A 26734-nucleotide genomic window follows, 5' to 3' on the forward strand; every position below is an offset into this window, starting at 1 on the left:
CTCTTGAACACTCTTTTGCTCAATTGTTTGTTCAAGCCATTTATCATAATCTTCTGAGCATCCTGTATTCGAATTGGTATCAATATCAGGATTAAGAACAATGATAGTAAATAGTGATTTATTGATAGTTTTCACTTTGTTCTGAAGCATTTTCCCTACGCCAACTCAAAGTACTTAATTTATTTGGTATTACCTTGATCACTTTGGCGTGTTTGAATTGAGTATTGCTTTGCTTGATTCTCACTGTCTTACTGAGAGAAATCTCTTTATATGAAAGGTACGTGGGTATTAATGGTACGCGGGGAATATTAAGTGAACAAGAAAGGAAAGGATTATATCTGTGGTAAATGACAAAGATCTGGGGAGAGATCCACAAGCGTGGTTTGAAAAGTTAGGTGCACAGAACGAAAAAAGCCAGCTCGATGAGCTGGCTTCTTAATATGGTGGAGGGGGACGGATTCGAACCATCGAAGGCGGAGCCGGCAGATTTACAGTCTGCTCCCTTTGGCCACTCGGGAACCCCTCCAGGGTATTTTTTATGCTTCATAGAGCAAACTTAAAAAGTGTTTTCCCAACGCGCTTTTCAAGCAATTTCTCACGACAAAGTCATAAGAAGAATATGGTGGAGGGGGACGGATTCGAACCATCGAAGGCGGAGCCGGCAGATTTACAGTCTGCTCCCTTTGGCCACTCGGGAACCCCTCCAGGGTGTTTTTTTATGCTTCATGGAGCAAACTTAAAAAGTGTTTTCCCAACGCGCTTTTCAAGTAGTTTCTTACGACAAAATCATAAGAAGAATATGGTGGAGGGGGACGGATTCGAACCATCGAAGGCGGAGCCGGCAGATTTACAGTCTGCTCCCTTTGGCCACTCGGGAACCCCTCCAGGGTATTTTTTATGCTTCATAGAGCAAACTTAAAAAGTGTTTTCCCAACGCGCTTTTCAAGCAGTTTCTTACGACAAAATCATAAGAAGAATATGGTGGAGGGGGACGGATTCGAACCATCGAAGGCGGAGCCGGCAGATTTACAGTCTGCTCCCTTTGGCCACTCGGGAACCCCTCCAGGGTATTTTTTATGCTTCATAGAGCAAACTTAAAAAGTGTTTTCCCAACGCGCTTTTCAAGCAGTTTCTTACGACAAAATCATAAGAAGAATATGGTGGAGGGGGACGGATTCGAACCATCGAAGGCGGAGCCGGCAGATTTACAGTCTGCTCCCTTTGGCCACTCGGGAACCCCTCCAGGGTATTTTTTATGCTTCATAGAGCAAACTTAAAAAGTGTTTTCCCAACGCGCTTTTCAAGCAATTTCTCACGACAAAGTCACAAGAAGAAATATGGTGGAGGGGGACGGATTCGAACCATCGAAGGCGGAGCCGGCAGATTTACAGTCTGCTCCCTTTGGCCACTCGGGAACCCCTCCAGGGTGTTTTCATGCTTCTAGAGCATGCTTAAAAGCTGTTTTCCCAACACAACTCTCAAGTGCGGAGCGAATCATAGCAAACTCGACCAAGCTGTAAAGCGTTTTTCTTGTGTTTTTACGCCGAATGCTGCCTTTTTGGGCAAAGATGATAGAAACTCACCATTTTGTCTTGGCAGCGAGCAATTTGTCACCAAGTTTCTCGTCGATAACTATTTGTTCGAATTTACACTCCTTGACGTTACTGACGATATGAACTGATAAACTGGCATCAATTTAATGACATAGACCTAATTGACTTCAAATTATGAGCATGAGAGCCACTTTATCTGTTTTAACGCTTTCTATTTTAATGTCATCACCAATGGCAGTTGCGGCACAGCGAGGTCCATCTGCTGTTACGGTTGTGACAGAGCAAGTAGAAGTACACGAAATCAACCAATCTTTATCTCTTATTGGCAAGTTAGAAGCGGCAGAATCCGTGATTGTCGCTTCTGAAGTGTCTGGTAAGGTGAAGCAAATCTCGGTAAGTGCTAACCAGAACGTCTTACAAGGGCAGTTGTTGATTCAACTTAATGACGAAAAAGCGCAAGCTGCATTAGTAGAAGCCAACGCTTACTTAAAAGACGAGTTGCGTAAATTGAAAGAGTTTCAGCGTTTGGTAAAGCGCAATGCGATTACACAGACTGAAATTGATGCGCAAAAAGCCCGAGTTGAGATCGGTGAAGCCCGTCTTGATGCAGCAAAAGCGAACCTATCGGATCTTCATATTAGCGCCCCTTTTGCAGGTACTGTTGGTTTCATTGACTTTAGCCGAGGCAAGATGGTGAGTGCAGGCTCAGAACTGCTGACTCTGGACGACTTGTCTGTCATGGAGTTGGATCTGCAAGTACCCGAACGCTACCTTTCGATGCTTTCTGTTGGTATGGAAGTGCACGCTACGACTAGCGCTTGGAATCAACAAGTATTTACCGGAAAAGTGAAAGGCATCGATACTCGTATTAATGCAGAAACATTGAACTTGCGTGTTCGTATTCAATTCGATAATCCTGAAAATCACCTAAAACCAGGCATGTTGATGAATGCGTCTCTGGCATTCCCTGCTATTGAAGCGCCAATTATTCCGGTGCAAGCCTTGGAGTATTCAGGCACCAAACGTTTTGTTTATGTGGTTGATGAAAACAACAAGGCAATGCGTCAAGAAGTTCGCCTAGGTGCGCGAGTGGGTAATGAGGTCGTGATTGAATCTGGCGTTGAGATTGGTAATAAAATTGTGGTTCAAGGTATCGTGAACATGCGTGATGGCGTTCAAGTTAAAGAAATCACGGCACCCGTAAAAGCTGAGGTAAAGAGCTCGAAAAATCAAGCAGCTAAGGACGTGAACTAATGTTGCTCTCTGATGTTTCAGTAAAACGTCCTGTTGCGGCGTTAGTATTGAGTTTGCTGCTCTGTGTGTTTGGTTTTGTTTCATTTACTAAACTTGCCGTACGTGAAATGCCCGACATCGAAAGTCCAGTTGTTTCGATCAGCACGCGCTATGAAGGGGCATCGGCGACCATTATTGAAAGCCAAATTACCTCCGTGCTGGAAGATCAGCTTTCTGGTATCAGTGGGATTGATGAAATCAGCTCAACCACACGTAACAGCATGTCGCGTATTACCATCACCTTTGAATTGGGGTATGACCTAAACACGGGTGTGAGTGATGTTCGTGATGCAGTGGCTCGTGCTCAGCGATCCTTGCCAGATGAAGCTGACGATCCTGTAGTGTTTAAAAACAACGGTTCGGGCGAAGCCTCGCTATACATAAACTTGAGCTCGTCGGAAATGGACCGGACACAGTTGACTGATTATGCTGAGCGAGTGCTGATGGACCGCTTTAGCTTGATCTCCGGGGTGAGCTCTATTGATCTGTCTGGTGGTTTGTACAAAGTTATGTACGTGAAGCTCAAGCCAGACCTGATGGCGGGCCGTTCGGTGACCGCGTCGGACATTACCTCTTCACTACGCAAAGAGAACCTAGAAAGCCCTGGTGGTGAAGTGCGTAATGACTCAACCGTGATGTCTGTGCGTACTGCTCGTACATATAATACACCGGAAGATTTTCAATATTTGGTTGTGAAGCGCGCGAGTGATAACACACCTATCTATCTAAAAGATGTCGCAGATGTATTTATTGGCGCGGAGAACGAAAACTCCACCTTTAAGAGTGATGGCATCGTTAATATCAGTTTGGGGGTGGTTCCTCAATCGGATGCCAACCCACTGCAAGTTGCTAAGTCTGTGCGCAGCGAAGTGGATAAAATCCAACAATTTTTACCAGAGGGTACGCGCCTCGCGATTGATTATGACGCGACGGTGTTTATCGAACGCTCAATAGAAGAAGTATATAGCACCCTATTTGTCACGGGAGGCTTGGTTATTCTTGTTCTGTATATCTTTATTGGTCAAGCGCGCGCGACCTTGATCCCAGCTGTTACGGTGCCCGTTTCGCTGATTTCGTCATTCATTGCGGCGTATTACTTTGGCTTTTCTATCAACTTGATCACGCTAATGGCACTGATTCTTTCTATCGGTTTGGTGGTCGATGATGCGATCGTTGTTGTAGAAAACATATTCCATCATATCGAACGAGGTGAATCCCCACTGCTTGCAGCCTATAAAGGGACCAGAGAAGTAGGGTTTGCGGTTATCGCAACGACGTTGGTGCTTGTGATGGTATTCCTGCCAATCTCCTTTATGGATGGTATGGTCGGACTGTTATTTACCGAGTTTTCAGTATTGTTGGCGATGTCAGTGATCTTTTCTTCTTTGATCGCATTGACGTTAACGCCAGTACTTGGCAGTAAGATCCTTAAAGCGAATGTGAAGCCAAATCGCTTTAACCAGGCCGTTGATAAGCTGTTTTCACATTTAGAAACTGGTTATCGAAAAGCCCTGAAAGGCGCACTTAAGTTACGTTGGGGTGCTCCGCTGGTTATTTTGGCGTGTATGGGCGGCAGCTACGTGTTAATGAACCAAGTGCCAGCTCAATTGACGCCACAAGAAGACCGCGGCGTTATCTTCGCGTTTGTTCGTGGTGCTGATGCAACCTCATATAATCGCATGTCGGCGAACATGGATATTGTTGAAGACCGTTTGATGCCTTTGCTTGGTCAAGGGTTCTTGAAATCATTTAGCATTCAGACGCCAGCCTTTGGTGGTCAAGCGGGTGACCAAACTGGTTTCGTTATTATGATTCTGGATGACTGGAACGAACGTAATGTGACCGCTCAAGATGCGTTGAATCAAGTGCGTAAATCACTTGCTGGTATTCCGGATGTTCGTGTATTCCCGTTCATGCCGGGTTTCCGAGGCGGCTCAAGTGAACCTGTTCAATTTGTGTTGGGGGGCTCTGATTATGAAGAGTTGCTAACGTGGGCTGAATTGTTGAAAAACAAAGCGGAAGAGTCACCAATGATGGAAGGTGCGGAAATTGATTATTCCGAAAAAACACCAGAGTTATTGGTTACGGTAGATAAGCGACGAGCTGCTGAACTTGGTGTGAGTGTTCAAGAGATCTCCGATACCTTAGAAATCATGCTAGGTGGTAAGAGTGAAACAACCTACGTCGAACGTGGTGAAGAGTACGATGTTTATTTACGTGGTGATGAGCACAGTTTCAGCAATGCGGAAGATTTAAGCCAAATCTATCTGCGCACTAACAGTGGTGAATTGGTGACGTTGGATTCGGTCACTCATATCGAGGAAGTCGCGGCATCTATTCGTCTTTCGCATTACAACAAGCAAAAGTCCATAACGATCAAAGCGAATCTGTCAGACGGTTACACATTAGGTGAAGCGTTGGACTTCTTAGATCAACAAGCGATAGACAATCTACCGGGTGATATTTCGGTGAGTTACTCGGGTGAGTCTAAAGACTTTAAAGAGAACCAAGCGAGTGTAGCTGTGGTGTTTGCACTAGCGTTGCTTGTTGCATATCTTGTACTAGCGGCTCAGTTTGAAAGTTTTGTGAATCCACTTGTTGTGATGTTTACCGTGCCGATGGGTGTGTTTGGTGGCTTCTTAGGGCTTGTGGTCATGAGTCAAGGGATGAACATTTACAGCCAAATTGGCATGATAATGTTGATTGGTATGGTAACGAAAAACGGCATATTGATTGTGGAATTTGCGAACCAATTACGTGATCGCGGTATCGAGTTCGAAAAAGCAATCATTGATGCGGCGGCACGTCGTTTAAGACCAATCATGATGACAGCATTTACCACTCTGGCAGGCGCGATTCCTTTGATTGTCTCCACTGGTGCGGGATATGAAAGCCGTGTTGCAGTGGGTACGGTTATCTTCTTTGGAATGGGCTTTGCCACCTTGGTTACGTTGTTCGTTATTCCGGCTATGTATCGTTTGATCTCGGCGAATACTCGCGCCCCTGGTCATGTAGAAGCGGAACTGAATAAAGCGTTAAGTCATGACACTAAAGGGCGAATTGCTCACCCGTAAAATGTCAATCGACTAAACCTCAATAACGAAACCTAAGCACCGACCACGTAAGTGGCTCGGTGCTTTTTTTTGTTGTTTCTCATATATGGGGATATAAACAGACCCTAATAATCTTAAGTGAGTTTTCCAGACTGGATAGAACGCACTCCCCTTAATATGCCTAAGAGAGGAAAGGACCTTGATGATTAATAAGGTTTGACTAAGCTCGTTTTGGAACAGGAACAGGAACAGGAACAGGAACAGGAACAGGAACAGGGCAGAGTGGTGCTTGGTCGGATCGAAAAGACTGATTGGCTAGCAATAAGAAAGCCCACCGAAGTGGGCTTTGATTAGATTTAGGAGTGGAAGTTCATGAGCTAAAGTTAAACTGCAAGAGCAGCACTTTGGGCCACGAGTTGATTAAACTCGATACGAGACTGTTGGGCAGTATCGGACAGTTCGAGTTTTCTCTCTTTCGCTTTCACCACATTATCAACAAGGCGTTGCAATTCATCTTGCATTTCTTGTGGCAAATGGTGATCAGCAAAATCGTTGTCGTCACTATGTTCAAGAGCAAACGCGCGGATTTTTTTACGCATTTTCAGTAATTCAGAAAGCGCAAGGCGTTCATCTTCTGCTGCTTCTTGTGCCGCATCACGAGCACGTTCGAACTTGGCCATTGCCATGCCCTCACTCGACCATGGGTCAATATCCGGTAGTTCTTCGATATTGATGGTTGGCTCTACGTAGTCTTCTTGATGTTTGATGTCTAGTGAAGTCGCACGTACTGCAGAAATCATCAGCATCACAGAAATACCCAACAGTGGTAACCCGCCTACGATTGCCGCCGTTTGTAGTGTGCTTAACCCACCCATGAACAACAACACCGTTGGTAAGAATGACAGAGTAAATGCCCAGAACATGCGGTTCCAACGCATTGGTTCTTCTGTCACATTATTTTGCACCACCGAAGCAAGGATGTAGGAAATTGAGTCAAACGTCGTTGCAGTGAAAATGATACAAAGCACGGTAAATACGGCGATCACAAGCGTGCTCATTGGTAGAGCATCTAACATGGCGAAGATAGCGGTTGTTGCCCCCTCTGCATTCAGGATGCCTACAACGTCGAGTTCTCCGGAAAGCTGAAGTGATAGACCGTAGTTACCCAAAATCATGAAGAATAAGAAACAGCCGAGTGAACCAAAAAAGATGGAACCCGCAACCATTTGCTTGATCGTACGGCCACGGGAAATACGAGCCACAAATAAGCCCATACTTGGAGCAAATACTAGCCACCATGCCCAGTAGAAGATGGTCCAATCTTGAGGGAAGTGCGTGTCGTCAAAGCTGCCATAGCCGCCAAATGGTTCCGCCCATGTTGCCATCACAAAGAAGTTAGAAAGCATACGACCAATAGAGTCTAAACCTGTTTCCAACATGAAGATGGTTGGTCCTGCGACTAATACAAACGCAAGCAGTCCCATTGCACCCCAGAAGTTGATGTTACTCAGTACCTTGATGCCTTTCTCCATACCTGCGTAAGAAGAGTAAGCAAAAATAGCGGTACAAATGAGTAGAACTAAGACTTGGCTGAATGTGTTTTTAGGCAGGCCGAATAAGTGGTGCAGGCCCTCTCCAATCAGTGGCGCAGCCAAGCCCAAACTGGTTGCCGCACCGCCAAGCAGACCAAAAATAAACAATACGTCAACAACTTTACCGGCCGCGCCTTTGCTGCGAGATTCGCCAAGTACAGGCATCAATGCGCTTGATACTTTAAGAACTGGTTGCTTACGAACATAGAAGAAGTAAGCGATCGGCAGAGCAGGAATTAAGTAGATTGACCATGCGATTGGCCCCCAGTGGAATAGGCCGTAAGTGGCCGCCCAACGTACGGCTTCTTCACTTCCGGGCTCAAGCTGAAAAGGCGGCGATTGATAGTAGTACGCCCATTCAATACAACCCCAATAAAGAATACTTGCACCGATGCCGCCACAGAACAACATGGCTGCCCAAGATGAGGTTGCAAACTCAGGCTTTTCATCTGGATCGCCAAGCTTAATCTGGCCCATGTCACTGAATACGACATAAATCATAAAGATGAATGCAGCAAGGCCAAGAGCTAAGTAGAGGAAACCCAACTTGTCAGTCATGAATGTTTTTGCAACTGCAATCCACTCAGCGCCTTCGGCAGGAAACAAAATGAGAGGAAAAACAATAGAAAGGAGAAGCGCGATAGCGCCAAAAAAAGTGGGCTTGTCTATCAGAGAAAATGCATTTTTCACAGTTCATCGTCCGTTAATGAATAGTTAATCATTATGGGGTTAGGTGAAAAAATGGTTCAAATGAATATAATTGTCGTAACGAAAGAAAGCCTTGTTTGAACTTATGCAACACGATTTTTAAACAAGTGCCAGTAGAATGCCTCCAACGGTCATGGCTGCGGAGAGGTATTGGCCAGCAGAGTAAGAGCTGTCCTCTTCCTCTTCGATGGTGTCTGGATGATCCATTCCCAGCGCGCCGTGGGCAAATGATTCTACTTTTTCGCTTACCGTTTTATTCTCGGCTTCTATTTTTTTGCTTTCGTGGTCAATTTGCTCAAGGGCTGCTAGAAGTGCTTTTCCCTCTGCGGATAGGGTCACTTTATTTTGCTCAGCTTTTAACGCTGACGCTTCTACATTGGTGGATGTTAGCTCACTGGAAGTCGTGGCTTTTGTTTTATCCACTTGGTTAGATAGGGCAGCATAAGTTTGGACCGGTTTGCTTCCTACAGGAGTCATTTGTCACCTCATTTGTACAATGCACTCAATGGTTGTTGAGTGTGGGTAAAAAGCAGTTGTTTTTATATCGGCTATTTATGAAATCTCTTTAATTAATTCGATGGCGAAACATTGCCGATGTTTTTTCGAAAGTGAATATAAGCAAAAAATAGGCCTGAAAAGCTCAAGTTATTGGAAGCTAAACGGAGTGACGCTTGTATCGCACCGATAACTTGAGCAAGGGGAGGGGCAATGATGAAGTCTTATTGGTTATTTACATTGGAGGTCGTGGTTGCGTTGTGCGAGATCTTTATAAGCAGCCATGCGATGAGCATCTTGTACGTAGCGTACTGGCGGAGCCAACACATTAAGTTGGTAATCTGAACTTGACGTTGATATGTCTGGCGTTGGCGTGATGACAACAACGTTCAAATTAGGATTTCTATTTAGGATAGACGCAGCCGTTCCTAACCCATTTTCCGTATGGAATTTACCCGCGATATGAATCACTTGTGTATCAGGGTTCATAGAAAGGAAAGTAACAATAGAGTCCGCCATGGTTTCATCCCATGTCACTTGAGCGGCATACTGTCGTTCAGTTTGTTCTGGTTTCCCATGATGCATGGAAGCCATGAACTTCTCTTTGTAAGGACTCTCCCCCGTATTAATGTCTTCGGCAATAAAACGACGCTCTTCGGCATTAAGTTTTTCTATATAAGCCGTTCCCTGACGACCAATACAACGAACAATCTCTTTGGGCGCGTTAGATGCAATGACGGGGATATTTGCCTGTTTAGCAAATTCAACTAGAGGGCGGTAATCGCTTTCGTAGTTTGGCCAAGCATTGCTTTGTTTGATGAAATATTGCTCACCAATCTTATCATTTAAGTACGCATCGACGACCGATTGTTTATTCCGTGTAATTTGCTCCATAGATAGTGCGACAGGACGAGCATCAGAAGCTAACTGTTTTAGCATGTCTGTTTGGAAACGATGTATTCCAGCATGAGTGTGCCATTCACCGATCAAAATAACGTCCGCTTGTTTGAGTTCGGGAGTCAATGAATTAAGGGAAAGTGGCTTGCCGGATGGTGTATATAGCTGATAATCATAAAAACTGGCAACTTCTGAAGAAGCCACGCTAGGAAGAGATGAAGTGGTTGATGCACAACCAGTAAGTAAGCCGGCAAAGATTAAGCCTAGAGTAGAAAAACGCATTGAAAAGCCTCCAAAAATGTCTAGTGATATTAATGGAGGCTACGCAATGAATCAATGATAATGAGAATGCTTATCGGTTTTAATTAATCTTCATTGACCACATTTACGGATTTTTTACGGTAAACACGCAACATAAAGTCTGCCTCACACTTAAATAGTGTAGTGGACTTTAATTCTTCGCGGAGTTCATCGCTCGCTTTCCAAGCTAAAGGCGTCATTTGTAGTAAATCAAAAGCGGTTGCATCTTTGAGTGCCATTTCGTAATTGAGCTGCTGTTGATGCTCGAGTTCGAAGCCCTCAATGACCTCCGGCTCTTCATTGTGCATTCGGACATCTTGGTAAATACGTTCACGTAATTGGTAGAGGTGACGCGCAGCAGGTGTGACGGTAATGATCACGCCATTGTCTTTGATCACGCGCTGTAGCTCTTCGGCTTTACATGGCGCATAAATTCGTAATATGGCATCCAGTGAGTTGTCCGAAAATGGAAGTCGATGGCTGGAAGCTACACTGAAATCACAATTTGGATAACGCTTAGAAGCGTAACGAATAGCAATTTTTGAGATATCTAAACCGTATACAGATGCATCATCGCTTTGCGCTCGCAAAGATTGTTGAACTTGGTTGGTGTAGTAGCCCTCTCCACAGCCGATGTCTAATAGCTGGTGTTCAGTCCCTTCTGTATATTTCGTGCAAAGACGAGCGACTTCTTGACGCATTGGATCGTAATGGTTTCCCTCTAGGAAGCGACGACGTGCTTGCATCATCTCTTTGTTATCACCTGGATCCTTTGAGCGTTTATGGTGCGCAGGCATCAAATTGACGTAGCCTTCTTTTGCTAAATCAAATTGGTGGTTGTTTTCACACTTAAACGTCTTCGCGGTGAGTGCTAAAGGCTGATGGCATAGGGGGCATTGATAGTTCATGACGATCTCTGGACAGACAGTAAGGCGGCAGATTCTATCAAAAAGGGGTGCAGAGGCGAAATAAAAAAGGCCAGTCGACCTGGCCATTATTTGCGATTAAAGTGCTGAAATCGTCGTGATCAGCTCATGGCTTTCACCAGGCTGTAGGGTTTTGCCTTGCTCGATGCTTGGAGCGTGAACACTGGACTCGACACACATCATGGTTTCGTAACCACTGTCTGCCATGTCACCCATGCCTTGTGCGCCCTCAGCCCAAGGGTTCCACAAAACAGCAGAGTTGTGGCCTTGGTTTTCTACGCTGAGCGTTCGTGCCAATACTGGATCTTTCACCAAAATTTGCGCTTCTGGCTGAGTGTAAACTCGATCAATGGTGTCGGTGAGTTGCAATACTTCACCGCCTTGGCAGATTTCGCCGCCTTTTAGGCTATCGATATATTCTGGACCCATCCCTGTGGTTTGAGCTTGCAGAATATCACCCACATTGAGGTATGTATGCAGCGCGCCTGAGAATGTCCAAGCCTTTTCGTCGATGTTAGTGACTTTCAGTGTCACTTTCAGTTGGTCACTAACTTCAACGATTAGACGAGCATCAAACAGGTGAGGCCAAATACTGAGTGTCTCTTTTGTTGGGAGTAGAGCAAGCTCAACGATGACGCCATTATCATTTTCGCGATGTTCGACTAATTCCCACTCAGAGCTGCGAGCAAAGCCGTGAGCAGGAGCTGCAATACGACCGAACCATGGCCAGCAAACAGGAATGCCCCCACGAAGGGCTGCTTTACCATCGAAAATCGCTTTTTCGCTCATCCAGATCAGGTCTTCTTGCCCCTCTGGAGTAAAAGAAATAACGTGACCCCCATGCAGTGCAATGCCTGCGGTTGCCTTTTCGTGAATCACACGGACGACCTTTACCTGATCGATTTCGACGATCGTCACGTTGTCTGATAGAACCGCTAACGTAGGGAGAGTTTTTAATTCCATGAGTCGTTTCCTATGCTGGGGGAGGTTAGCTCCCTCAAATTTCAGATACAAAAAAGGCGACTATTCAGCCGCCTTTTATCTAAATCTTATGTATCAAACACAAGCTTGACTAACGCTAGTTAGCTAAGTAGTAATTACTTAGAAACGTGTGCGATTAGGTCTAGAACTTTGTTTGAGTAACCGATTTCGTTGTCGTACCAAGATACAACTTTAACGAAGTTATCAGTTAGAGCGATACCAGCTTTAGCATCGAATACAGAAGTTTGAACTTCACCGATGAAGTCTTGAGAAACTACTGCATCTTCAGTGTAACCTAGAACGCCTTTTAGTTCGCCTTCAGAAGCTTCTTTCATTGCTGCACAGATAGCTTCGTAAGATGCGCCGTTCTTAAGGTTAACTGTTAGGTCAACTACAGAAACGTTAGCTGTTGGTACGCGGAAAGCCATACCAGTTAGTTTGCCGTTTAGTTCTGGAAGAACAACGCCTACAGCTTTAGCAGCACCAGTTGAAGATGGGATGATGTTCTGAGAAGCACCACGACCACCGCGCCAGTCTTTAGCAGAAGGACCGTCTACAGTTTTTTGAGTAGCTGTAGTAGCGTGAACTGTAGTCATAAGACCAGATTCGATACCGAACTTGTCGTTAAGAACTTTAGCGATAGGCGCTAGACAGTTAGTAGTACAAGAAGCGTTAGAAACGATGTCTTGACCAGCGTAAGAAGCGTGGTTAACGCCCATTACGAACATTGGAGTAGCGTCTTTTGAAGGACCAGTTAGAACTACTTTCTTAGCACCAGCTGTGATGTGCTTACGAGCTGTAGCGTCGTCTAGGAATAGACCAGTTGCTTCAGCTACTACGTCAACACCGATTGCATCCCATTTTAGATCTTCTGGGTTACGCTCAGCTGTTACACGTACAGTTTTGCCGTTAACGATTAGGTTACCGCCTTCAACTTCAACAGTACCGTTGAAACGGCCGTGAGTTGAGTCGTACTTCAGCATGTATGCCATGTAATCTACGTCGATAAGGTCGTTAATACCTACAACTTCGATGTCGTTGCGCTCTTGCGCTGCACGGAATACGAAACGACCGATACGGCCAAAACCGTTAATACCTACTTTGATAGTCATTATAGTTGCTCCACAACTTAATTTCTGATTAAAGATAACTGGTAGTAAAATTACAGAATCCAGTAAACATCTGCAAGAGATAATCGGACTTAAATTGTCTAAAGTCAAAAAAATGCGACGCTTTTTTTAACAACTCTTCTCAAATGCTCGTTTTTTAAACTTTTTGCTGGTTATTCTACATTCCAGTTGGCGTAATATAACTTTTGAGATAAGAACTCGTAGCAAATCAATTACACATGGTGTTCTGGTGAGAAAGTATGTGCTACAAATGTTACGAGAGGCAAGTTTTTTGCGAAAAAAGTCATAGCTAAAAAGAACAAAGAAGGAATGCCCATCAATGAAACAACGCGGAATCAAAGTGACGAAGTCTGATAAACAGTGGCGTGAGCAGCTATCAGATGAAGAGTTTCGAGTCTGTAGAGAGCAAGGTACAGAGCCGCCATTTACAGGCAAACTACTGCATAATAAAGAGACAGGGGTATATGCATGCACATGCTGCGGCTCGCCTCTGTTTGTCTCGGAGAACAAGTATGACTCTGGCTGTGGTTGGCCGAGTTTCGATGCGCCTATTAATGACGATGCGGTTCATTATATAAAGGATTTAAGTCACGGAATGGTAAGAACTGAGATTCGATGTGCAGCCTGTGACAGTCATTTAGGTCACGTTTTTGAAGATGGCCCACAAACGACAGGTGAACGTTACTGTGTGAATTCGGTGTCGTTAATTTTCAACAAATCAGACCAATAAGTGTGATATTTGAACAAAGAATGTTTCATCCTTTCAACCGATGTATCCCATTAATCATCAATATGAAAGGGCTGAATGACAAGAAACTCCCAACATTTGTGGGAGTTTCTTAATTTGTATTGCAGTGTGTTTTTTATAGGAACCGATTTTTTATTGCGGCGTTGGAAGCATGCTCGACGAATAGGTGCCTGCTTTTATCGATTTGGTGAGTGACTTCGCGAGATCATCTAACTCATCGTATTTTTCTGGATCGGCGAAGTTATACATTCGTTTTAACGCCGCTTCATCAGCAAGTGGTACATCAAATCGCTTAGCTACCATCGCCCAAATGTACGCGCGTTCTTTATTGCCAAGTCCCTGATTAATGCTCGCCATCGATTTAAGTATCACTGGATTAACATTGGTTTCGTTTGACATCGACAATGCGTTATTTAATAAAACCAATGTTTTTTGTGGATCTCGACCAGTATAGAAAGTCGCTAGGGCATACTGCATTTCAGGCGTATTGAGTTCTGGTTTGCCCTCTTTTTGCAGAAATTGTCGACGAGCCTGTTCATCACCAGTTTGCGTCCATAAAAAGTATAAGGTCGCGGGATCATCCGACCCTTGCAGTTCGGCAACGATGCGATCCAGTTCATCAATACTGTTCACCAAAGACTCAAAACGTTTTCTTTTTAGTTCGCTTTGATCGATGGGTGATATCTGTGAAGCGAGTTCTAAACACTTTCGATATTCGGCAACGAGACCATACTCAGTGACTTTGTTCGCCTCGGTTGGTGATTTAAGTAATTCAAACCGATGCCAAACAAGATTCGTTCTTGGTATGCGGCATTGCCCGTCGTCCATGTTCAATTGCTCGCACTTTAGCTTAGGGTGTTTTTGGCACAACTCTTCTGTTGTGATGTTTCCCTCTAAGCAGCCCGTTAACGTCAATGCTGCGAGGCTTGCTAGTACCCAGTATGTATATTTCATGGTTTCGCTTGTGATCCGTTACACCAATTCATTTCTGTATTCTTGACTCTGTTTACTAAGTCGCTATGTTCTGTGAATAGAATGTAATAAGAAGGTACATTATGGACACTGAACAATTATTAAAAGCGATCACGCCAGAAGTCTATGACCGATTAGTTTACGCCGTGGAAACAGGAAGATGGCCTGAGGGTACAACACTTTCTAAGGAGCAGCGAGATTCATGTATGCAAGCTGTGATGTTGTATCAATCAAAGCACAATACGGAAGCCCAACACATGACAGTGGCGGCCGGTGGTGAAATCAGTTTTAAATCCAAGCAAGAATTGAAGAAGCAATTTAGCCAAGAAGAGCATGACATCGTTCGAGTGAACCCAAACCTCACCTGATCATCGCTGACGTTATGGAATGATTAGCCCAATCACGATGATTGGGCTTTTTTGAGCTTGAGCTTATTTACTGTCGAAAGCGCAAGCGAGGTCTACCAGACCGCGTTGGTGAAAAGCCTTTCTATTACAAGCTCATTTCGCCGCGTAACACTTGCTGCATTCTGTCTTTGATTTCTTCGTAGGACAGGTTTTGGCTAAGCAGGTAATGCAGTTTTGCTAGCGCTGCTTCTGGTGTCATGTCAAAGCCGCTGATCACGCCAGAGTCTGCCAGCGCACAACCTGTGGCATAGCCACCCATGTTCACTTTTCCCGCTAAACATTGCGTTAGATTGACCACGATAACCCCACGCTCAGAGGCCTCTTTTAGATGACCAAGCAATTCAGGATTTTGCGGAGCGTTACCCACACCAAAAGTCAGTAAGATCATCGCATTCACAGGTTGACGAAGTGTGTTGCGAATTACCTCATGAGAGATGCCAGGGTACATAGTAATGACACCGATAGGTTGCGGTGTGATGTTGTGTACTTTGAATTCACCATCTGGCTTTGTTCCTACCGCAACATTATTGCTGATTTGGATGTTGATGCCCGCTTCTAAAAGAGGAGGTAGGTTTGGTGATGTAAAGGCGTTGAAACCATCAGCATGAGATTTCGTACTGCGATTACCGCGCATTAATTGATTGTTGAAAAACAGCGTTACTTCATTGATCGGATAATTTGCGGCAATGTGCAGCGCATTGAGCAAGTTTGCTTGACCGTCAGAGCGCAATTCCGCCAAAGGAATTTGTGAGCCAGTCACGATAACAGGTTTGCCAAGGTTCTCTAACATGAAAGACAAGGCAGAGGCTGTGTATGCCATAGTATCTGTGCCATGCAGGATCACGAAGCCATCGTAGTTATCGTAGTTATCACGAATATCATCTGCGATCTGTTGCCAGTCGGCTGGCGTCATATCGGATGAGTCGATAAGTGGCTCGTACTCATGAATGGTGTATTCCGGCATTTCTGCACGGTGAAACTCAGGCATGCTTGCTAATTGTTTTTCCATAAAGCCAGCGACAGGGACGTAGCCATGGTCGGATTTCTGCATACCGATGGTGCCACCGGTGTAAGCGATGTAGATATGTTTTCTAGTCATCGTTCTACTTTATTTTCATGTAGGGGAACAGTGGCGAGGATTATAGCGAAATGACACCTAATAAAAAGGGGCTTCTCGCACAGAGACGCCCCTTTTCATCTGTTAAGTCACGCTATTGCATTTGGCAATTTAGACAAAAAGCGTAATAGCCTTTTGGATCATTGAAGCTTTGCAGCATACTTGCATCGGCTTCCAACTGTTTTGCGACAGGTTGGAGACTTTTTGGCAGTAAGCTTGTCGCATCAATACCAAGAGAGACTTTAACTTGATTCATGAACTCTTGAATAAATTGCTCTGATGGTGAAAGTGGCTCTTCAACCCAATAGATGTTGTAGTCCGTTACGTTTGCAAGTTCAGCTGCTAGCTTCACTGCATCATCAAAGTCACCCATTTGATCAATCAGTCCAAACGACAGCGCATCTTGTCCGGTCCAAACGCGGCCCTGCGCAATATCATCAACTTGATCGAGTTTCATACCACGATTTTCTCCAACCAGTGAGATAAAACGCTTATAGCCGTGCTCAATACCAAGTTGGAATGCTTGTGACGCGCCCTCAGAAAGGCCCGTTGTAATGCCCTCACCAGAGAACGGCGAAGTGCCCACACCATCCGTGTTGATCCCTAGCTTGCTAAAGCCTTTTTCGAATGTCGTAATGACACTAAAAATACCAATGGAACCTGTCAGCGTGGTAGGTTGTGCCACAATTTTATCTGCACTCATAGAGATCCAGTAGCCACCAGAGGCGGCCAAGCTCGACATAGAAACCACAACAGGTTTACCGGCGGCTTTAATCGCTTCAACTTCGTTTCGGATCACTTCAGAGGCAAATGCGCTGCCCCCTGGGCTATCAACACGTAACACGACGGCTTTGACTTTGTCGTCATTACGAGCTTGACGAAGCAGGCTTGCAACCGTATCACCTCCGATCGTGCCGCGAGGTTGTTGACCATCCATGATGGTGCCACTTGCGACCACAACTGCGATGTCATCGTTAGCAACATTGAAATTTGGGCGAATGGTGGCGAGGTAATCGTAGTAACCTAATGCGTTATAGCTATCTTTACCATCACTGCCGAACTCTTTCGCAAACAAGCCGCGGATTTGTTGTCGGGTTGCTAACTCATCGACAAGGCCAAGCTTGACCGCTAACTGAGCGATGTCGCCATCAACAGATTTCATCTCTGCGAGTAGCTCATCCATGGTTGGATTCAGTACTTTAGCGTTGATGTTGCGATTATTTGCGACGTCATCAACGTATGCACTCCAAAGTTGAGTGATCCAACGCGTTGCTGATTCTTTTGCCGCATCAGACATATCGTCACGAATGAATGGTTCAATCGCTGATTTGTAAGTACCTACGCGGAAAACATGGGTAGAAACGTCTAACTTTTCTAGCAACGTTTTGTAGTACATAGAGTAAGAGCTGTAGCCCTTAATCAACACACCACCATCAGGCGCTAGGTATACTTTGTCAGCGTAACTGGCAAGGTAATACTGGCTTTGGTTGTAAATGTCACCGACCGCATAAATAGGTTTGCCAGTTGATTTGAATTCATTCAATGCTTTGGCGATATAGCGTAATTTAGTTAGGTTCGTTTCTGGTAAATCTCTAAGAGCAAGCACAAGGCCGGACACTTTCGGGTCATCTTTCGCGTGGCGAATGGTATCGACGACGTCAAAAAGAACGTTCTCTTTCGGAAGTTCATTACCCAACATGGACCCTGCGACTGAATCTAATGGGTTCACGTAACGACGCTGTTCCACGATAGGGCCAGATAAATTCATGACCAACGCGGACTCTTTCTCGACAACAGGGAGGCCGTCACCTGAGTAGGTAAAGGCTAGGTAAACAACGGCGATAAGCACCAAAAAGATCAGGTTTGCCAATGCCAGCCTAACAAAAGTGATTGTTTTCCAAATCCCTTTAAATATCAGACCAATAAATTTGATGAGTTTTTTCATCTTGTCTCCAAAATGAGATAGTCTTTCCCTAATCCTATAAAGTATGGGTTCTTATCTCTAAGATCTCAAAAGATAACAATTTTTTTAGCTTATCACGCCCAACCGATAATTGGCATATTTTCGATTGAGATTGATCGGTGTTACAAAATTGTAAACGCCTGTTTGATTTTTTGATGACTCAGACGTACTCTGGTCAGACCACAAAAATAAAAATGGATGCTGAATGATGTCTGCCATGTACCCACATTTGTTAAAGCCATTAGACCTCGGTTTCACTCAGTTACGAAATCGCGTTTTGATGGGATCAATGCACACTGGTTTAGAAGAGCACAAGGAAGGATTACAAAAACTTGCCGCGTTTTATGAAGAGCGTGCGAAAGGCGGTGTTGGTTTGATTGTGACCGGTGGCTTTTCGCCTAATTTACGCGGCCGACTGCATCCTTTGAGTGCAGAATTCAGCAAGCCAAAACATGCTAAAGCTCATCGAGTTGTGACCGAAGCGGTACACAAGCACGGCGGTAAAATTGCATTGCAGATTCTTCACGCAGGCCGTTATGCAATGCACCCATTTGCTCAGAGCGCATCCGGAATGAAAGCGCCGATAGCCAAGTTCGCACCGAGTGAAATGAGTGAGCGTCAAATTAAGAAAACGATTGAGGCTTTCGCGAACAGCGCTGAGCTTGCTCAACTGGCGGGCTACGATGGTGTTGAGTTGATGGGATCAGAGGGATATCTGATCAATCAGTTCTTATGTAAGCGTACCAATATGCGCTATGACGAATGGGGCGGTAGCTATAAAAAGCGCATGCGTTTCCCAGTGGAAATTGTCAAAGCAGTGCGCAAAGCAGTTGGCGATAAATTTATTATTATTTTCCGTCTTTCGATGTTGGACTTAGTCGAGCAGGGCAGCACGTTTGAAGATGTGATTGAATTGGCGAAAGCGCTTGAAGAATCGGGTGTGACCATCATTAATACCGGAATTGGTTGGCATGAAGCAAGGATCCCAACGATTGCCACGCAAGTACCTCGAGGGGCATTTACTTGGGTGACGGAAAAAGTGAAACCTCACGTGTCTGTTCCTATCATCACCTGTAACCGAATTAACACACCTGAAGAAGCTGAACGCATTTTAGCTTCAGGCCATGCTGATATGGTCTCTATGGCTCGTCCTTTCCTCGCTGATCCATACTTTGTCGCTAAAGCAGAACAAGAAAAATCGCAGTTCATTAATACCTGTATCGGTTGTAACCAAGCGTGTTTGGATAACGTATTCAAAGGAAAAAGAGCCAGCTGCTTGGTGAATCCGCTCGCTTGCTATGAAACCGAAATTGTGGTGGAAGAAGCATTTAAAAAGAAAAACATTGCGGTTGTAGGGGCGGGGCCCGCGGGATTAGCGTGTGCCACTACTCTTGCTGAACGTGGCCACAAAGTCGATTTATTCGAGAAGAACGATCGTATTGGGGGGCAATTCCGCCTTGCGATGCAGATTCCTGGCAAAGAAGAGTTTCGTGAAACCATTCGGTACTTTGCTAATCGCCTTGATGAAACCGGAGTAAACCTGCATTTATCGACAGAGGCCAATTACGATTTGCTAACCGAATATGATGAAGTAGTCATGGCATCTGGTGTCGCGCCGCGTAAAGTGAACATTGAGGGCGTTGATAACCCAGACAAAGTGGTGGATTACCAAACACTGATACGTGACAAGACCCCTGTAGGTGAGAAAGTGGCGATTGTTGGTGCGGGTGGCATCGGTGTCGATGTCGCAACCATGATCACCGAACCGGAGGGACAAACTCTGGATGATTGGCTTCACGAATGGGGTATTGATAAAGAAATGTCTCAGCCAGGTGGTTTATATCCGTATCCTGATTCTATTAGTGATAAAGAAGTATGGGTCCTGCAACGTCGTAAGGGGCGTGTGGGCAAAGGCCCGGGTAAAACAACAGGGTGGATCCACAAGCGTACGTTGGAAAAACGCGGTGTGTATCTTGTTGGTGGCGTCTCTTACGATAAGATCGACGATAAAGGGTTGCACATTCATGTCGATGGTCAGGAGCGTTTGATTGAAGCTGACAAGGTTGTTATTTGTGCTGGACAAGAATCGGTTCGACCTTTTGAAGACAAATGGTCTCAGCTGGGTGAAAAACTGCATGTTATTGGTGGTGCTGACCATGCGGGTGAATTGGATGCCGTACGCGCGATTCGTCAAGGAGTAAAACTGGCCGTGAAACTGTAGTAAAGTCGTTTTCACTAGTCAGAGTGTTTTCATAAGCTCTAGGCTGTACTTTGAGAGGCTGCACATTGCGTGTGGCCTTTTTTATTCTTTTGTTTAATGCCTTAAGAAATAAGTAGTTATTCGTATTTTTTGATTATGCTAAAGTTAACCAATAATAATGCTTTTGCTGTATAAGGACTTGTTCATGGATGCTCTGGAGCTTTTGCTTAATCGTCGTTCTATCGCTAAATTGTCTGCCCCTGCACCTGAGGGGAAAGCGTTGGAGAATATTATTCGAGCGGGCTTACGCGCGCCAGACCATGGGGCTCTCACGCCTTGGCGTTTTGTTATCGCTCAAGGTGAAAGTTTAAAGAAGCTCTCTGATATCTTAGTTAACGCTGCGGAAGCGGAAAACAGTGATGACGCTGTGATTGAAAAAGTGAAAAATGCACCATTTCGTGCGCCAATGGTGATCACCGTGATTGCCAAAGTTACCGAGCATGAAAAAGTACCGGCTCTAGAACAATATTTATCCGCTGGGTGCGCTGCGCAAGCAATGCAAATGGCAGCCGTTGCTCAAGGTTTCCAAGGTTTTTGGCGTTCCGGGAAGTGGATGTTCCATCCAAAAGTACACCAAGCTTTTGGACTGAAAGGCGACGATCAAATTGTCGGCTTTCTTTATTTAGGGACGCCAGGCTGTACTGCAATGAAAGTGCCAGAGCGTGAACTCTCTAAGTTTGTTGAGTTTTTATAATCCATTTCGTTCATTGTTTACTGTTTATCTGTACAGTTTTTCTTGATTTGTTAGGGCGACATTAGATAATGTGGCCCTAATTTTTATGATTTATCAAATCTTATGTCTCGTCTCTTTATTGCTGAAAAACCAAGTTTAGGTCGCGCGATTGCGGCGGCACTGCCAAATCCTCAAAAGAAAGATCAAGGCTTTATTCGCTGTGGCAATGGTGATGTGGTTACTTGGTGTATCGGGCATTTGTTAGAACAAGTTGAGCCTGATGCCTATGATGACCGTTATAAAAAATGGAACATGGCAGATTTGCCGATCGTTCCACAGCAATGGCAATTAAGACCGAGAAAAAGTGCGAGTAAACAGCTCACGGTGATCCGAAAGCTCCTTAAAGAAGCGACCGAAGTGATCCACGCCGGAGACCCTGACCGGGAGGGGCAATTGCTGGTGGATGAGGTTTTGGACTATTGCAAACTGTCGAAAACCAAAAAAGCGGCGGCGCAACGTCTGCTCATCTCAGACTTAAACTTACCCGCAGTTAAGCGTGCATTAAGCTCCATGCGCAGCAACCGAGATTTTATTCCACTGTCTGTTTCTGCTCTTGCTCGTTCTCGTGCCGATTGGCTCTATGGCATGAATATGTCCCGTGCTTACACATTGCTTGGGCAAAAGGCGGGATACCAAGGTGTGTTGTCGGTAGGACGAGTTCAAACGCCAGTGCTTGGCTTAGTGGTTCGGCGTGATGAAGAAATTGAAAACTTCATTCCCAAAGACTATTTCACGTTGCATGCTTTAATTCCTTATCAAGATCACAACGGATCGTTTGATATTCGTGCTCGTTGGAAGCCAAGTGATGCATGTAAGCCTTGGCAAGACGAAGAGGGAAGAATACTCAATCGAAAACTGGTGGAGAACGTAGCTAACCGTATTGCGAATCAACCTGCTACAGTGACGGAATCAGAGCAAAAGCAAACCAAACAGTCTGCGCCATTGCCTTATTCTTTATCTGCCCTGCAAATTGATGCCGCAAAACGTTACGGCATGAGCGCCCAACAAGTACTTGATACCTGTCAGGCTCTGTATGAAAAGCATAAGTTGATCACTTACCCTCGTTCAGATTGCCGATACTTGCCGTTAGAACATTATGCTCAAGCGGGGTCGGTGACTTCTGCTATCGCTAATAATGCAAAAGAGCTCCAATCTGCCGTAAAAGGGGCCGATTTGTCTATCAAATCTAAAGCGTGGAATGACAAAAAAGTCGATGCTCACCATGCGATTATCCCAACGCCAAAGCAAGCTAATGTGAATGCGTTATCCGGCAATGAGATGAAAGTGTATCAGTTGATTGCTCGTCAGTACTTAATGCAATTTTACCCTGCTGCTGTGTATGCAGAGGCTAAACTGGTATTTGATATTGCGGGTGGGACATTTATCGCGAAAGGCCGTCAGTTGGTGAAGCCGGGTTGGAAATCTTTAATGGGAAAAACTGATAAAGAGGACGACGGGATTGATGCAGTTCCTCCGTTAGAAAAAGGGACGATACTGACTTGTCGCGAAGGTGAAATTAACGATCGTAAAACAGAGCCACCAAAGCATTTTACAGAAGCTACTTTATTACAAGCAATGACAGGTATTGCGCGTTATGTGGCAGATAAAGAATTGAAAAAAATCCTACGTGAAACGGATGGTCTTGGTACAGAGGCAACACGCGCGGGTATTTTGGATACCTTGTTTAAACGTCAATTATTAATGCGTCAGGGTAAATCGATTCTTAGCTCACAAGCGGGCAGAGGCCTCATTCATGCGCTGCCTATGGATGCGACTTATCCTGATATGACGGCAAATTGGGAGCACCAACTACAAGGAATGGCAGAGCGAAATCAAGCGTATCAGCCGTTTATGCTTGCATTAGAACAACGTATTGACCGTTTGATGGGCGAGGTTAAGTCTGGCCCCATTCCAGAATCGCTACGTCATTTGCCAAAAGTGGAACGGCCAGCCTTTAAACGTAAAAAGCGAAATTATGCGAAGAGCGGCGGGGCAACGTCCAGTAGTACCAGCCGAAAATCATCGTAAAAGTGGGCATCGTTAAGTCACTATTGACGTCTTAAGCATCTATTGACGCATTAGCATCTATACAGAGCTTGTGGCGAGATAAGCAAATAAAGCGGCCCCATAGTGTGCCGCTTGTGCATCAGCCTCATGAAATATCGAGCTTAATCAGTCAAACAAATCCCCGTTGTTGTGAATTGCACCGCGTACATCATCTTGCGTAAGAACGCGCTTACCTAAATCTTGTTTTACCTGTTTTCCCAAGTCGACAAGTGCATCACGATTTGCTTGAGTTTGACGTTTTCCTGCACTTCTTAAGCAGTAATTGAGTTCATGATCCTCACTGAAGTTGACCAAATCTTTATCTGCAGCCATTGCCACTCTCCTTAGTTGGTTCATATTCTCACTAAGTCTGGAATGGATTTGATGAATTTCAAGTTGGAAAAGGGGCGGAATGGTTAAATTGAGCGATGAAAACCATGGATTTCGATCGTTCAATGTTAAGTTACTGATGCTTAACGTTTACCAAGGTAACTCATTTCCATCAACGTTAAGAAACTGATCTGAATTCTTTTGCGCATGTCGTTTGCTGGCTTTTGCAACTCCCGCGGTAGAGGTTTGAGTATCAATCTGGATGTTTTTTGAACAACCCCCCCCTCTTTGACCAATCACTTTAGTGTGGCGTATATCTCATTTCAAAAAGTAAACGATCTTTTTGTGTTTTCTTTTCAATGATCATTTCTCTCAATCAAACCGGATTGCTACCTCCTTAATTTTAATAAACTCAATAACTTGCTGTGCAATAGTCTGTTTACTTATTTTCATTTCCATAAATCTTTCATCATATGCTTATTAGAACATTCAAAAGTATTACACCAAGATGTGACTTTAATCATATTTTGACGTTTGTTTAGCTGTATAATGCCGATTGTCGGACAATGGACAATTAACTGTTTAACGATAAGACAGAGTAAATACAATGAAAGCAATAAAACTTTCTTCTACAGACAATGTAGCAACGCTACTTGGTGATGTAGAAAAACACGAACTAGTTCAGATCATTTCAGCAGACAACGAAGTCATCGCAGAAATTAAAGCGCTACAAAAGATCACTTTTGGTAACAAGATTGCGCTTGGCGATATCGCGAATGATGAGCACATTTTGAAATGTGGTCATTCAATCGGTAAGTCGATTGTTGAAATTCCACAAGGTCAACTTGTTCATGTCCAAAACGTTCGCAGCGAGCGCCTAGACATTCCAGAAGCAATCATCGAAGAAATCATTAAACAAATGGGGATCGAACAATAATGACCATGACATTTAAAGGTTACCCTCGTCCAAACGGTACATTTGGTATTCGTAACAGCGTAATGATTGTTGCTATTGATGAGTGTTGTGAAGGTATCGCACGTAACATCAGTAAAGAAATTGATGATTCAGTTGTCGTAACAAACCACTACACCTGTATGTATGGTGGTAACGAAGAGATGATCGATACGATCATTCATACTGCGACGAACCCGAACATCGCTGGCGTACTTGTTATTGCAATGGGCTGTGGTTCAATTGACCCGCAAATGATTGCAGAGCCAGTACGTAAAGAAGGTCTGCCAGTTCACACGCTAACGGTAATTAAGAACAAAGGTACTATCGAGACAATTAAAGATGGTATTGAGTTAGCAAAAGAGCTAAAAGCATACGCTGATAGCGTAGAGCGTGTTGATGCCCCTGTATCGGCACTGCGTATTGGCATCAAGTGTGGTGGTTCTGATACATCAAGTGGTCTAGCGTCTAACCCATCTGTTGGTGCGGCATCTGACAAACTAATTGATATGGGCGCAACAACCATGGCAGGTGAACTACTTGAGCTGCTAGGTTGTGAAGACATTCTTAAAGCACGTTCAGTAACGCCTGAAGTTGGTGAGAAAATTGAACGTCTGATCGCTGAAGATCTGAAACGTTGGCATGTAATCGAAGGCACGGAAACCATGTCTATCGGTAACAGTGTTGGCGGTTTAACGACCATCGATGAAAAATCACAAGGTGCAATGCACAAGACAGGTACTCGTCCAATTCAAGACTGTCTTCGCATTAACCACATTCACCGTGAGAAACCAACAACACCAGGTTTCTACCTAACGGAAACAACCATGTTATGTGGTGGTGCAGCAATGCACTTTGCGTCTCTTGGTTGTCAGCTAATCCTATGGACTGCAGGTGCTGCAGGCTTTAACAACTCAATCGTTCCAGTAATCCGAGTGTCTGGTAACAGCTCTCTAATTACTGCAGATATGGATATCAACGCTTGTGGAATCATGGATGCAACAGACACTATCGACAACGTATCGAACAAGATCGTTGAGCGCGTGTTTGATGTTGCAAATGGCGAGCCGACCAACCTAGAAGGTGTTGGTTTTGCTTACGCTTCTCTGTACCAAAAAGATCAACGTTTAGAACACGTTATCGGTATTTGCCCACAATAATAATTAAGTTGTATCCAAAAGGAGTTATTGCAACTCCTTTATACGAGATAAATAAAATGAGTAAACCTGCTCCAAATAAATCACTTGGTCTAACTATTGCCCTTGTCTGTGCAGCCCTTTGGGGTGCATCGTTCCCTCTAGGCGGTGTCCTTGCGGGTAAACTGGATCCTGTTGTTCTAGCTGTTGCGCGTTACGCGATTGCAACACTAGGCTTTGTGGTTCTATTTATGTTTTCTAAGAAGCATACGCTGAAGAAAATCCAAAACAAAAAAGATGGTTTTCTATTAGCAGCAGCAGGTGTTTCTGCGCAAGCGGTATTCTTTTACTTCACGATTCTTGCTTACGAATACACGTCATCAGGTGAGATCGGTGTTATCAACGGTATGGCTCCGTTCCTAACCATGCTAGCGGTATTTGTTATCGACAAGATCAAGCCGTCTGCACCAAAAGTATTTGCTGTTGTGCTATCTCTAGTCGGTGCAGGTGTGATTGCTTACGATCCATCGAACAAGATCCAAGGTCTAAACCTAGGTCACCTATTCGCACTGTTCGGTGTACTTGGCTTCGTGACGTACAACTACATTTTGGGTAAATTCGGCTCAGACCTAAACTCTCGTTACGATACATTTTCTAGCTGTTTCTACCAATTCGCAGCAGCAACGATCGCCCTTGTGTTCCTTGGCCTAGTGACTGGCGCAGACTTCGGCTCAGCATCTGTATTGGTTGAGAACGGTAAACACATCGGCAGTATTCTAGCGCTTGGTTTGCTATGTTCAGGTATCGCTTACGCGCTATGGGAAGTGGCAACACTAAAAACACAAGATGCGGTTATCACGACAATGGCACTGAACGTTCTTCCGCTATTTGCGATGATCGTTGCTTACTTCCTACTAGGTGAGGTGATGACACTTCAAAAACTGGCAGGTGTTGTGACCGTAGTTATCGCACTATGTATTTACACTGCAGGCGACAAATTCATCAAGAAGCCAGTTGCACAAGAAAAAGCAGCGGCGTAATTCCTATCAAATTGGCTGTCAGCCGTGGTGCTGACAGCTTCTTTCTCTCAAATCAAATCGCTCCACAATTTGAATATATACGAAAGAATCATTGCCAATATT

General features: G+C 44.6%; 20 protein-coding genes and 6 tRNA genes. 10 read left to right on the plus strand and 16 right to left on the minus strand.

What is annotated here, in order from left to right; translation table 11 throughout:
- Nucleotides 1–441: 441 nt before the first annotated feature.
- The 6 genes from VA249_RS04275 to VA249_RS04300 form a co-directional block, all read right to left on the minus strand.
- Nucleotides 442–526: transfer RNA gene (locus VA249_RS04275), tRNA-Tyr, on the minus strand.
- 94 nt (nt 527–620) lie between these two features.
- Nucleotides 621–705: transfer RNA gene (locus VA249_RS04280), tRNA-Tyr, on the minus strand.
- A 95-nt stretch (nt 706–800) separates the two neighbouring features.
- Nucleotides 801–885 (minus strand) — tRNA-Tyr (locus VA249_RS04285).
- A 94-nt stretch (nt 886–979) separates the two neighbouring features.
- Nucleotides 980–1064: transfer RNA gene (locus VA249_RS04290), tRNA-Tyr, on the minus strand.
- 94 nt (nt 1065–1158) lie between these two features.
- Nucleotides 1159–1243: transfer RNA gene (locus tag VA249_RS04295), tRNA-Tyr, on the minus strand.
- Between the two features lie 95 nt (nt 1244–1338).
- Nucleotides 1339–1423 (minus strand) — tRNA-Tyr (locus VA249_RS04300).
- Between the two features lie 304 nt (nt 1424–1727).
- Between VA249_RS04300 and VA249_RS04305 the strand changes: the two genes are divergently transcribed.
- A complete protein-coding gene (locus VA249_RS04305) occupies nt 1728–2807 on the plus strand; it encodes an efflux RND transporter periplasmic adaptor subunit (RefSeq protein ID WP_221069072.1) in 1080 nt (359 codons plus the stop codon).
- Nucleotides 2807–5920 (plus strand): multidrug efflux RND transporter permease subunit VmeF, encoded by a 3114-nt coding sequence (gene vmeF, locus VA249_RS04310; protein ID WP_128811293.1) that lies wholly within the window; start codon nt 2807–2809, stop codon nt 5918–5920. Before VA249_RS04305 ends, vmeF begins: the two co-directional genes overlap by 1 nt.
- 362 nt (nt 5921–6282) lie before the next feature.
- Here the strand turns inward: vmeF and VA249_RS04315 are convergent, their stop codons facing one another.
- The 6 genes from VA249_RS04315 to gap form a co-directional block, all read right to left on the minus strand.
- Nucleotides 6283–8181 carry a BCCT family transporter gene (locus VA249_RS04315; protein WP_221069073.1) on the minus strand — a complete coding sequence of 633 codons (1899 nt, stop codon included), beginning with the start codon at nt 8179–8181 and terminating at the stop codon, nt 6283–6285.
- A 117-nt stretch (nt 8182–8298) separates the two neighbouring features.
- Nucleotides 8299–8676 (minus strand): hypothetical protein, encoded by a 378-nt coding sequence (locus tag VA249_RS04320; protein ID WP_221069074.1) that lies wholly within the window; start codon nt 8674–8676, stop codon nt 8299–8301.
- 249 nt (nt 8677–8925) lie between these two features.
- The gene (locus tag VA249_RS04325) at nt 8926–9873 is read right to left on the minus strand and encodes a ChaN family lipoprotein (RefSeq protein ID WP_221069075.1); all 948 of its coding nucleotides are present in this window, start codon (nt 9871–9873) and stop codon (nt 8926–8928) included.
- An 83-nt stretch (nt 9874–9956) separates the two neighbouring features.
- Nucleotides 9957–10799: a 23S rRNA (guanine(745)-N(1))-methyltransferase gene (gene rlmA, locus VA249_RS04330; RefSeq protein ID WP_221069076.1), complete on the minus strand. Its 843-nt coding sequence runs from the start codon at nt 10797–10799 to the stop codon at nt 9957–9959.
- A gap of 96 nt (nt 10800–10895) precedes the next feature.
- Nucleotides 10896–11780: a D-hexose-6-phosphate mutarotase gene (locus tag VA249_RS04335; protein WP_221069077.1), complete on the minus strand. Its 885-nt coding sequence runs from the start codon at nt 11778–11780 to the stop codon at nt 10896–10898.
- Between the two features lie 134 nt (nt 11781–11914).
- Nucleotides 11915–12910, minus strand: a complete 996-nt coding sequence (gene gap, locus VA249_RS04340; RefSeq protein ID WP_128811287.1) for a type I glyceraldehyde-3-phosphate dehydrogenase — start codon at nt 12908–12910, stop codon at nt 11915–11917.
- Nucleotides 12911–13247: 337 nt separating this feature from the next.
- Here gap and msrB point away from each other — a divergent pair, with 337 nt between their 5' ends.
- Complete coding sequence (msrB, locus tag VA249_RS04345) at nt 13248–13658, plus strand: peptide-methionine (R)-S-oxide reductase MsrB (RefSeq protein WP_128811286.1); 411 nt, start codon at nt 13248–13250, stop codon at nt 13656–13658.
- A 150-nt stretch (nt 13659–13808) separates the two neighbouring features.
- On the opposite strand, the gene VA249_RS04350 is transcribed toward msrB, so the two are convergent.
- A complete protein-coding gene (locus VA249_RS04350) occupies nt 13809–14630 on the minus strand; it encodes a DUF2989 domain-containing protein (RefSeq protein WP_221069078.1) in 822 nt (273 codons plus the stop codon).
- A gap of 101 nt (nt 14631–14731) precedes the next feature.
- Between VA249_RS04350 and VA249_RS04355 the strand changes: the two genes are divergently transcribed.
- On the plus strand, nt 14732–15016 hold the full coding sequence (locus VA249_RS04355; protein ID WP_128811284.1) for a YeaC family protein: 285 nt from the start codon (nt 14732–14734) through the stop codon (nt 15014–15016).
- 124 nt (nt 15017–15140) lie between these two features.
- Here VA249_RS04355 and ansA read toward each other — a convergent pair whose 3' ends face one another.
- Nucleotides 15141–16154: an asparaginase gene (ansA, locus tag VA249_RS04360; protein WP_128811283.1), complete on the minus strand. Its 1014-nt coding sequence runs from the start codon at nt 16152–16154 to the stop codon at nt 15141–15143.
- Nucleotides 16155–16266: 112 nt separating this feature from the next.
- Complete coding sequence (sppA, locus tag VA249_RS04365) at nt 16267–18117, minus strand: signal peptide peptidase SppA (protein ID WP_221069079.1); 1851 nt, start codon at nt 18115–18117, stop codon at nt 16267–16269.
- A 226-nt stretch (nt 18118–18343) separates the two neighbouring features.
- Here sppA and VA249_RS04370 point away from each other — a divergent pair, with 226 nt between their 5' ends.
- The 3 genes from VA249_RS04370 (at nt 18344) to VA249_RS04380 (ending at nt 23156) form a co-directional block, all read left to right on the plus strand.
- The gene (locus tag VA249_RS04370; RefSeq protein ID WP_221069805.1) at nt 18344–20356 is read left to right on the plus strand and encodes an NADPH-dependent 2,4-dienoyl-CoA reductase; all 2013 of its coding nucleotides are present in this window, start codon (nt 18344–18346) and stop codon (nt 20354–20356) included.
- Between the two features lie 184 nt (nt 20357–20540).
- Nucleotides 20541–21089 carry an NAD(P)H nitroreductase gene (locus VA249_RS04375; RefSeq protein WP_221069080.1) on the plus strand — a complete coding sequence of 183 codons (549 nt, stop codon included), beginning with the start codon at nt 20541–20543 and terminating at the stop codon, nt 21087–21089.
- A gap of 102 nt (nt 21090–21191) precedes the next feature.
- The gene (locus tag VA249_RS04380) at nt 21192–23156 is read left to right on the plus strand and encodes a DNA topoisomerase III (RefSeq protein ID WP_221069081.1); all 1965 of its coding nucleotides are present in this window, start codon (nt 21192–21194) and stop codon (nt 23154–23156) included.
- 144 nt (nt 23157–23300) lie between these two features.
- Here VA249_RS04380 and VA249_RS04385 read toward each other — a convergent pair whose 3' ends face one another.
- Nucleotides 23301–23507 (minus strand): hypothetical protein, encoded by a 207-nt coding sequence (locus tag VA249_RS04385; protein ID WP_128811280.1) that lies wholly within the window; start codon nt 23505–23507, stop codon nt 23301–23303.
- A gap of 604 nt (nt 23508–24111) precedes the next feature.
- Here VA249_RS04385 and VA249_RS04390 point away from each other — a divergent pair.
- From VA249_RS04390 to VA249_RS04400, 3 genes are read left to right on the plus strand one after another with little or no spacing between them, the layout of a single operon-like run.
- A complete protein-coding gene (locus VA249_RS04390; RefSeq protein WP_211919744.1) occupies nt 24112–24441 on the plus strand; it encodes a UxaA family hydrolase in 330 nt (109 codons plus the stop codon).
- Nucleotides 24441–25616: a UxaA family hydrolase gene (locus tag VA249_RS04395; RefSeq protein ID WP_221069082.1), complete on the plus strand. Its 1176-nt coding sequence runs from the start codon at nt 24441–24443 to the stop codon at nt 25614–25616. The genes VA249_RS04390 and VA249_RS04395 overlap by 1 nt, the downstream gene beginning before the upstream one ends.
- A gap of 56 nt (nt 25617–25672) precedes the next feature.
- A complete protein-coding gene (locus tag VA249_RS04400; RefSeq protein ID WP_221069083.1) occupies nt 25673–26632 on the plus strand; it encodes a DMT family transporter in 960 nt (319 codons plus the stop codon).
- The last annotated feature ends 102 nt before the right edge of the window (nt 26633–26734 follow it).

The sequence above is a fragment of the Vibrio alfacsensis genome (assembly GCF_019670485.1).
In the GTDB taxonomy this organism is placed as follows: Bacteria; Pseudomonadota; Gammaproteobacteria; order Enterobacterales; family Vibrionaceae; genus Vibrio; species Vibrio alfacsensis.

What these genes read in the sequence shown, in the direction of transcription:
- ansA (WP_128811283.1), bottom strand. Translation starts at nt 16,154, where the DNA reads ATGACTAGAAAACATATCTACATCGCTTACACCGGTGGCACCATCGGT.
- VA249_RS04400 (WP_221069083.1), top strand. Translation starts at nt 25,673, where the DNA reads ATGAGTAAACCTGCTCCAAATAAATCACTTGGTCTAACTATTGCCCTT.
- VA249_RS04350 (WP_221069078.1), bottom strand. Translation starts at nt 14,630, where the DNA reads ATGAAATATACATACTGGGTACTAGCAAGCCTCGCAGCATTGACGTTA.
- vmeF (WP_128811293.1), top strand. Translation starts at nt 2,807, where the DNA reads ATGTTGCTCTCTGATGTTTCAGTAAAACGTCCTGTTGCGGCGTTAGTA.
- VA249_RS04395 (WP_221069082.1), top strand. Translation starts at nt 24,441, where the DNA reads ATGACCATGACATTTAAAGGTTACCCTCGTCCAAACGGTACATTTGGT.
- VA249_RS04370 (WP_221069805.1), top strand. Translation starts at nt 18,344, where the DNA reads ATGTCTGCCATGTACCCACATTTGTTAAAGCCATTAGACCTCGGTTTC.
- VA249_RS04320 (WP_221069074.1), bottom strand. Translation starts at nt 8,676, where the DNA reads ATGACTCCTGTAGGAAGCAAACCGGTCCAAACTTATGCTGCCCTATCT.
- VA249_RS04380 (WP_221069081.1), top strand. Translation starts at nt 21,192, where the DNA reads ATGTCTCGTCTCTTTATTGCTGAAAAACCAAGTTTAGGTCGCGCGATT.
- sppA (WP_221069079.1), bottom strand. Translation starts at nt 18,117, where the DNA reads ATGAAAAAACTCATCAAATTTATTGGTCTGATATTTAAAGGGATTTGG.
- gap (WP_128811287.1), bottom strand. Translation starts at nt 12,910, where the DNA reads ATGACTATCAAAGTAGGTATTAACGGTTTTGGCCGTATCGGTCGTTTC.
- VA249_RS04355 (WP_128811284.1), top strand. Translation starts at nt 14,732, where the DNA reads ATGGACACTGAACAATTATTAAAAGCGATCACGCCAGAAGTCTATGAC.
- VA249_RS04385 (WP_128811280.1), bottom strand. Translation starts at nt 23,507, where the DNA reads ATGGCTGCAGATAAAGATTTGGTCAACTTCAGTGAGGATCATGAACTC.
- VA249_RS04335 (WP_221069077.1), bottom strand. Translation starts at nt 11,780, where the DNA reads ATGGAATTAAAAACTCTCCCTACGTTAGCGGTTCTATCAGACAACGTG.
- VA249_RS04390 (WP_211919744.1), top strand. Translation starts at nt 24,112, where the DNA reads ATGAAAGCAATAAAACTTTCTTCTACAGACAATGTAGCAACGCTACTT.
- VA249_RS04325 (WP_221069075.1), bottom strand. Translation starts at nt 9,873, where the DNA reads ATGCGTTTTTCTACTCTAGGCTTAATCTTTGCCGGCTTACTTACTGGT.
- rlmA (WP_221069076.1), bottom strand. Translation starts at nt 10,799, where the DNA reads ATGAACTATCAATGCCCCCTATGCCATCAGCCTTTAGCACTCACCGCG.
- VA249_RS04375 (WP_221069080.1), top strand. Translation starts at nt 20,541, where the DNA reads ATGGATGCTCTGGAGCTTTTGCTTAATCGTCGTTCTATCGCTAAATTG.
- msrB (WP_128811286.1), top strand. Translation starts at nt 13,248, where the DNA reads ATGAAACAACGCGGAATCAAAGTGACGAAGTCTGATAAACAGTGGCGT.
- VA249_RS04305 (WP_221069072.1), top strand. Translation starts at nt 1,728, where the DNA reads ATGAGCATGAGAGCCACTTTATCTGTTTTAACGCTTTCTATTTTAATG.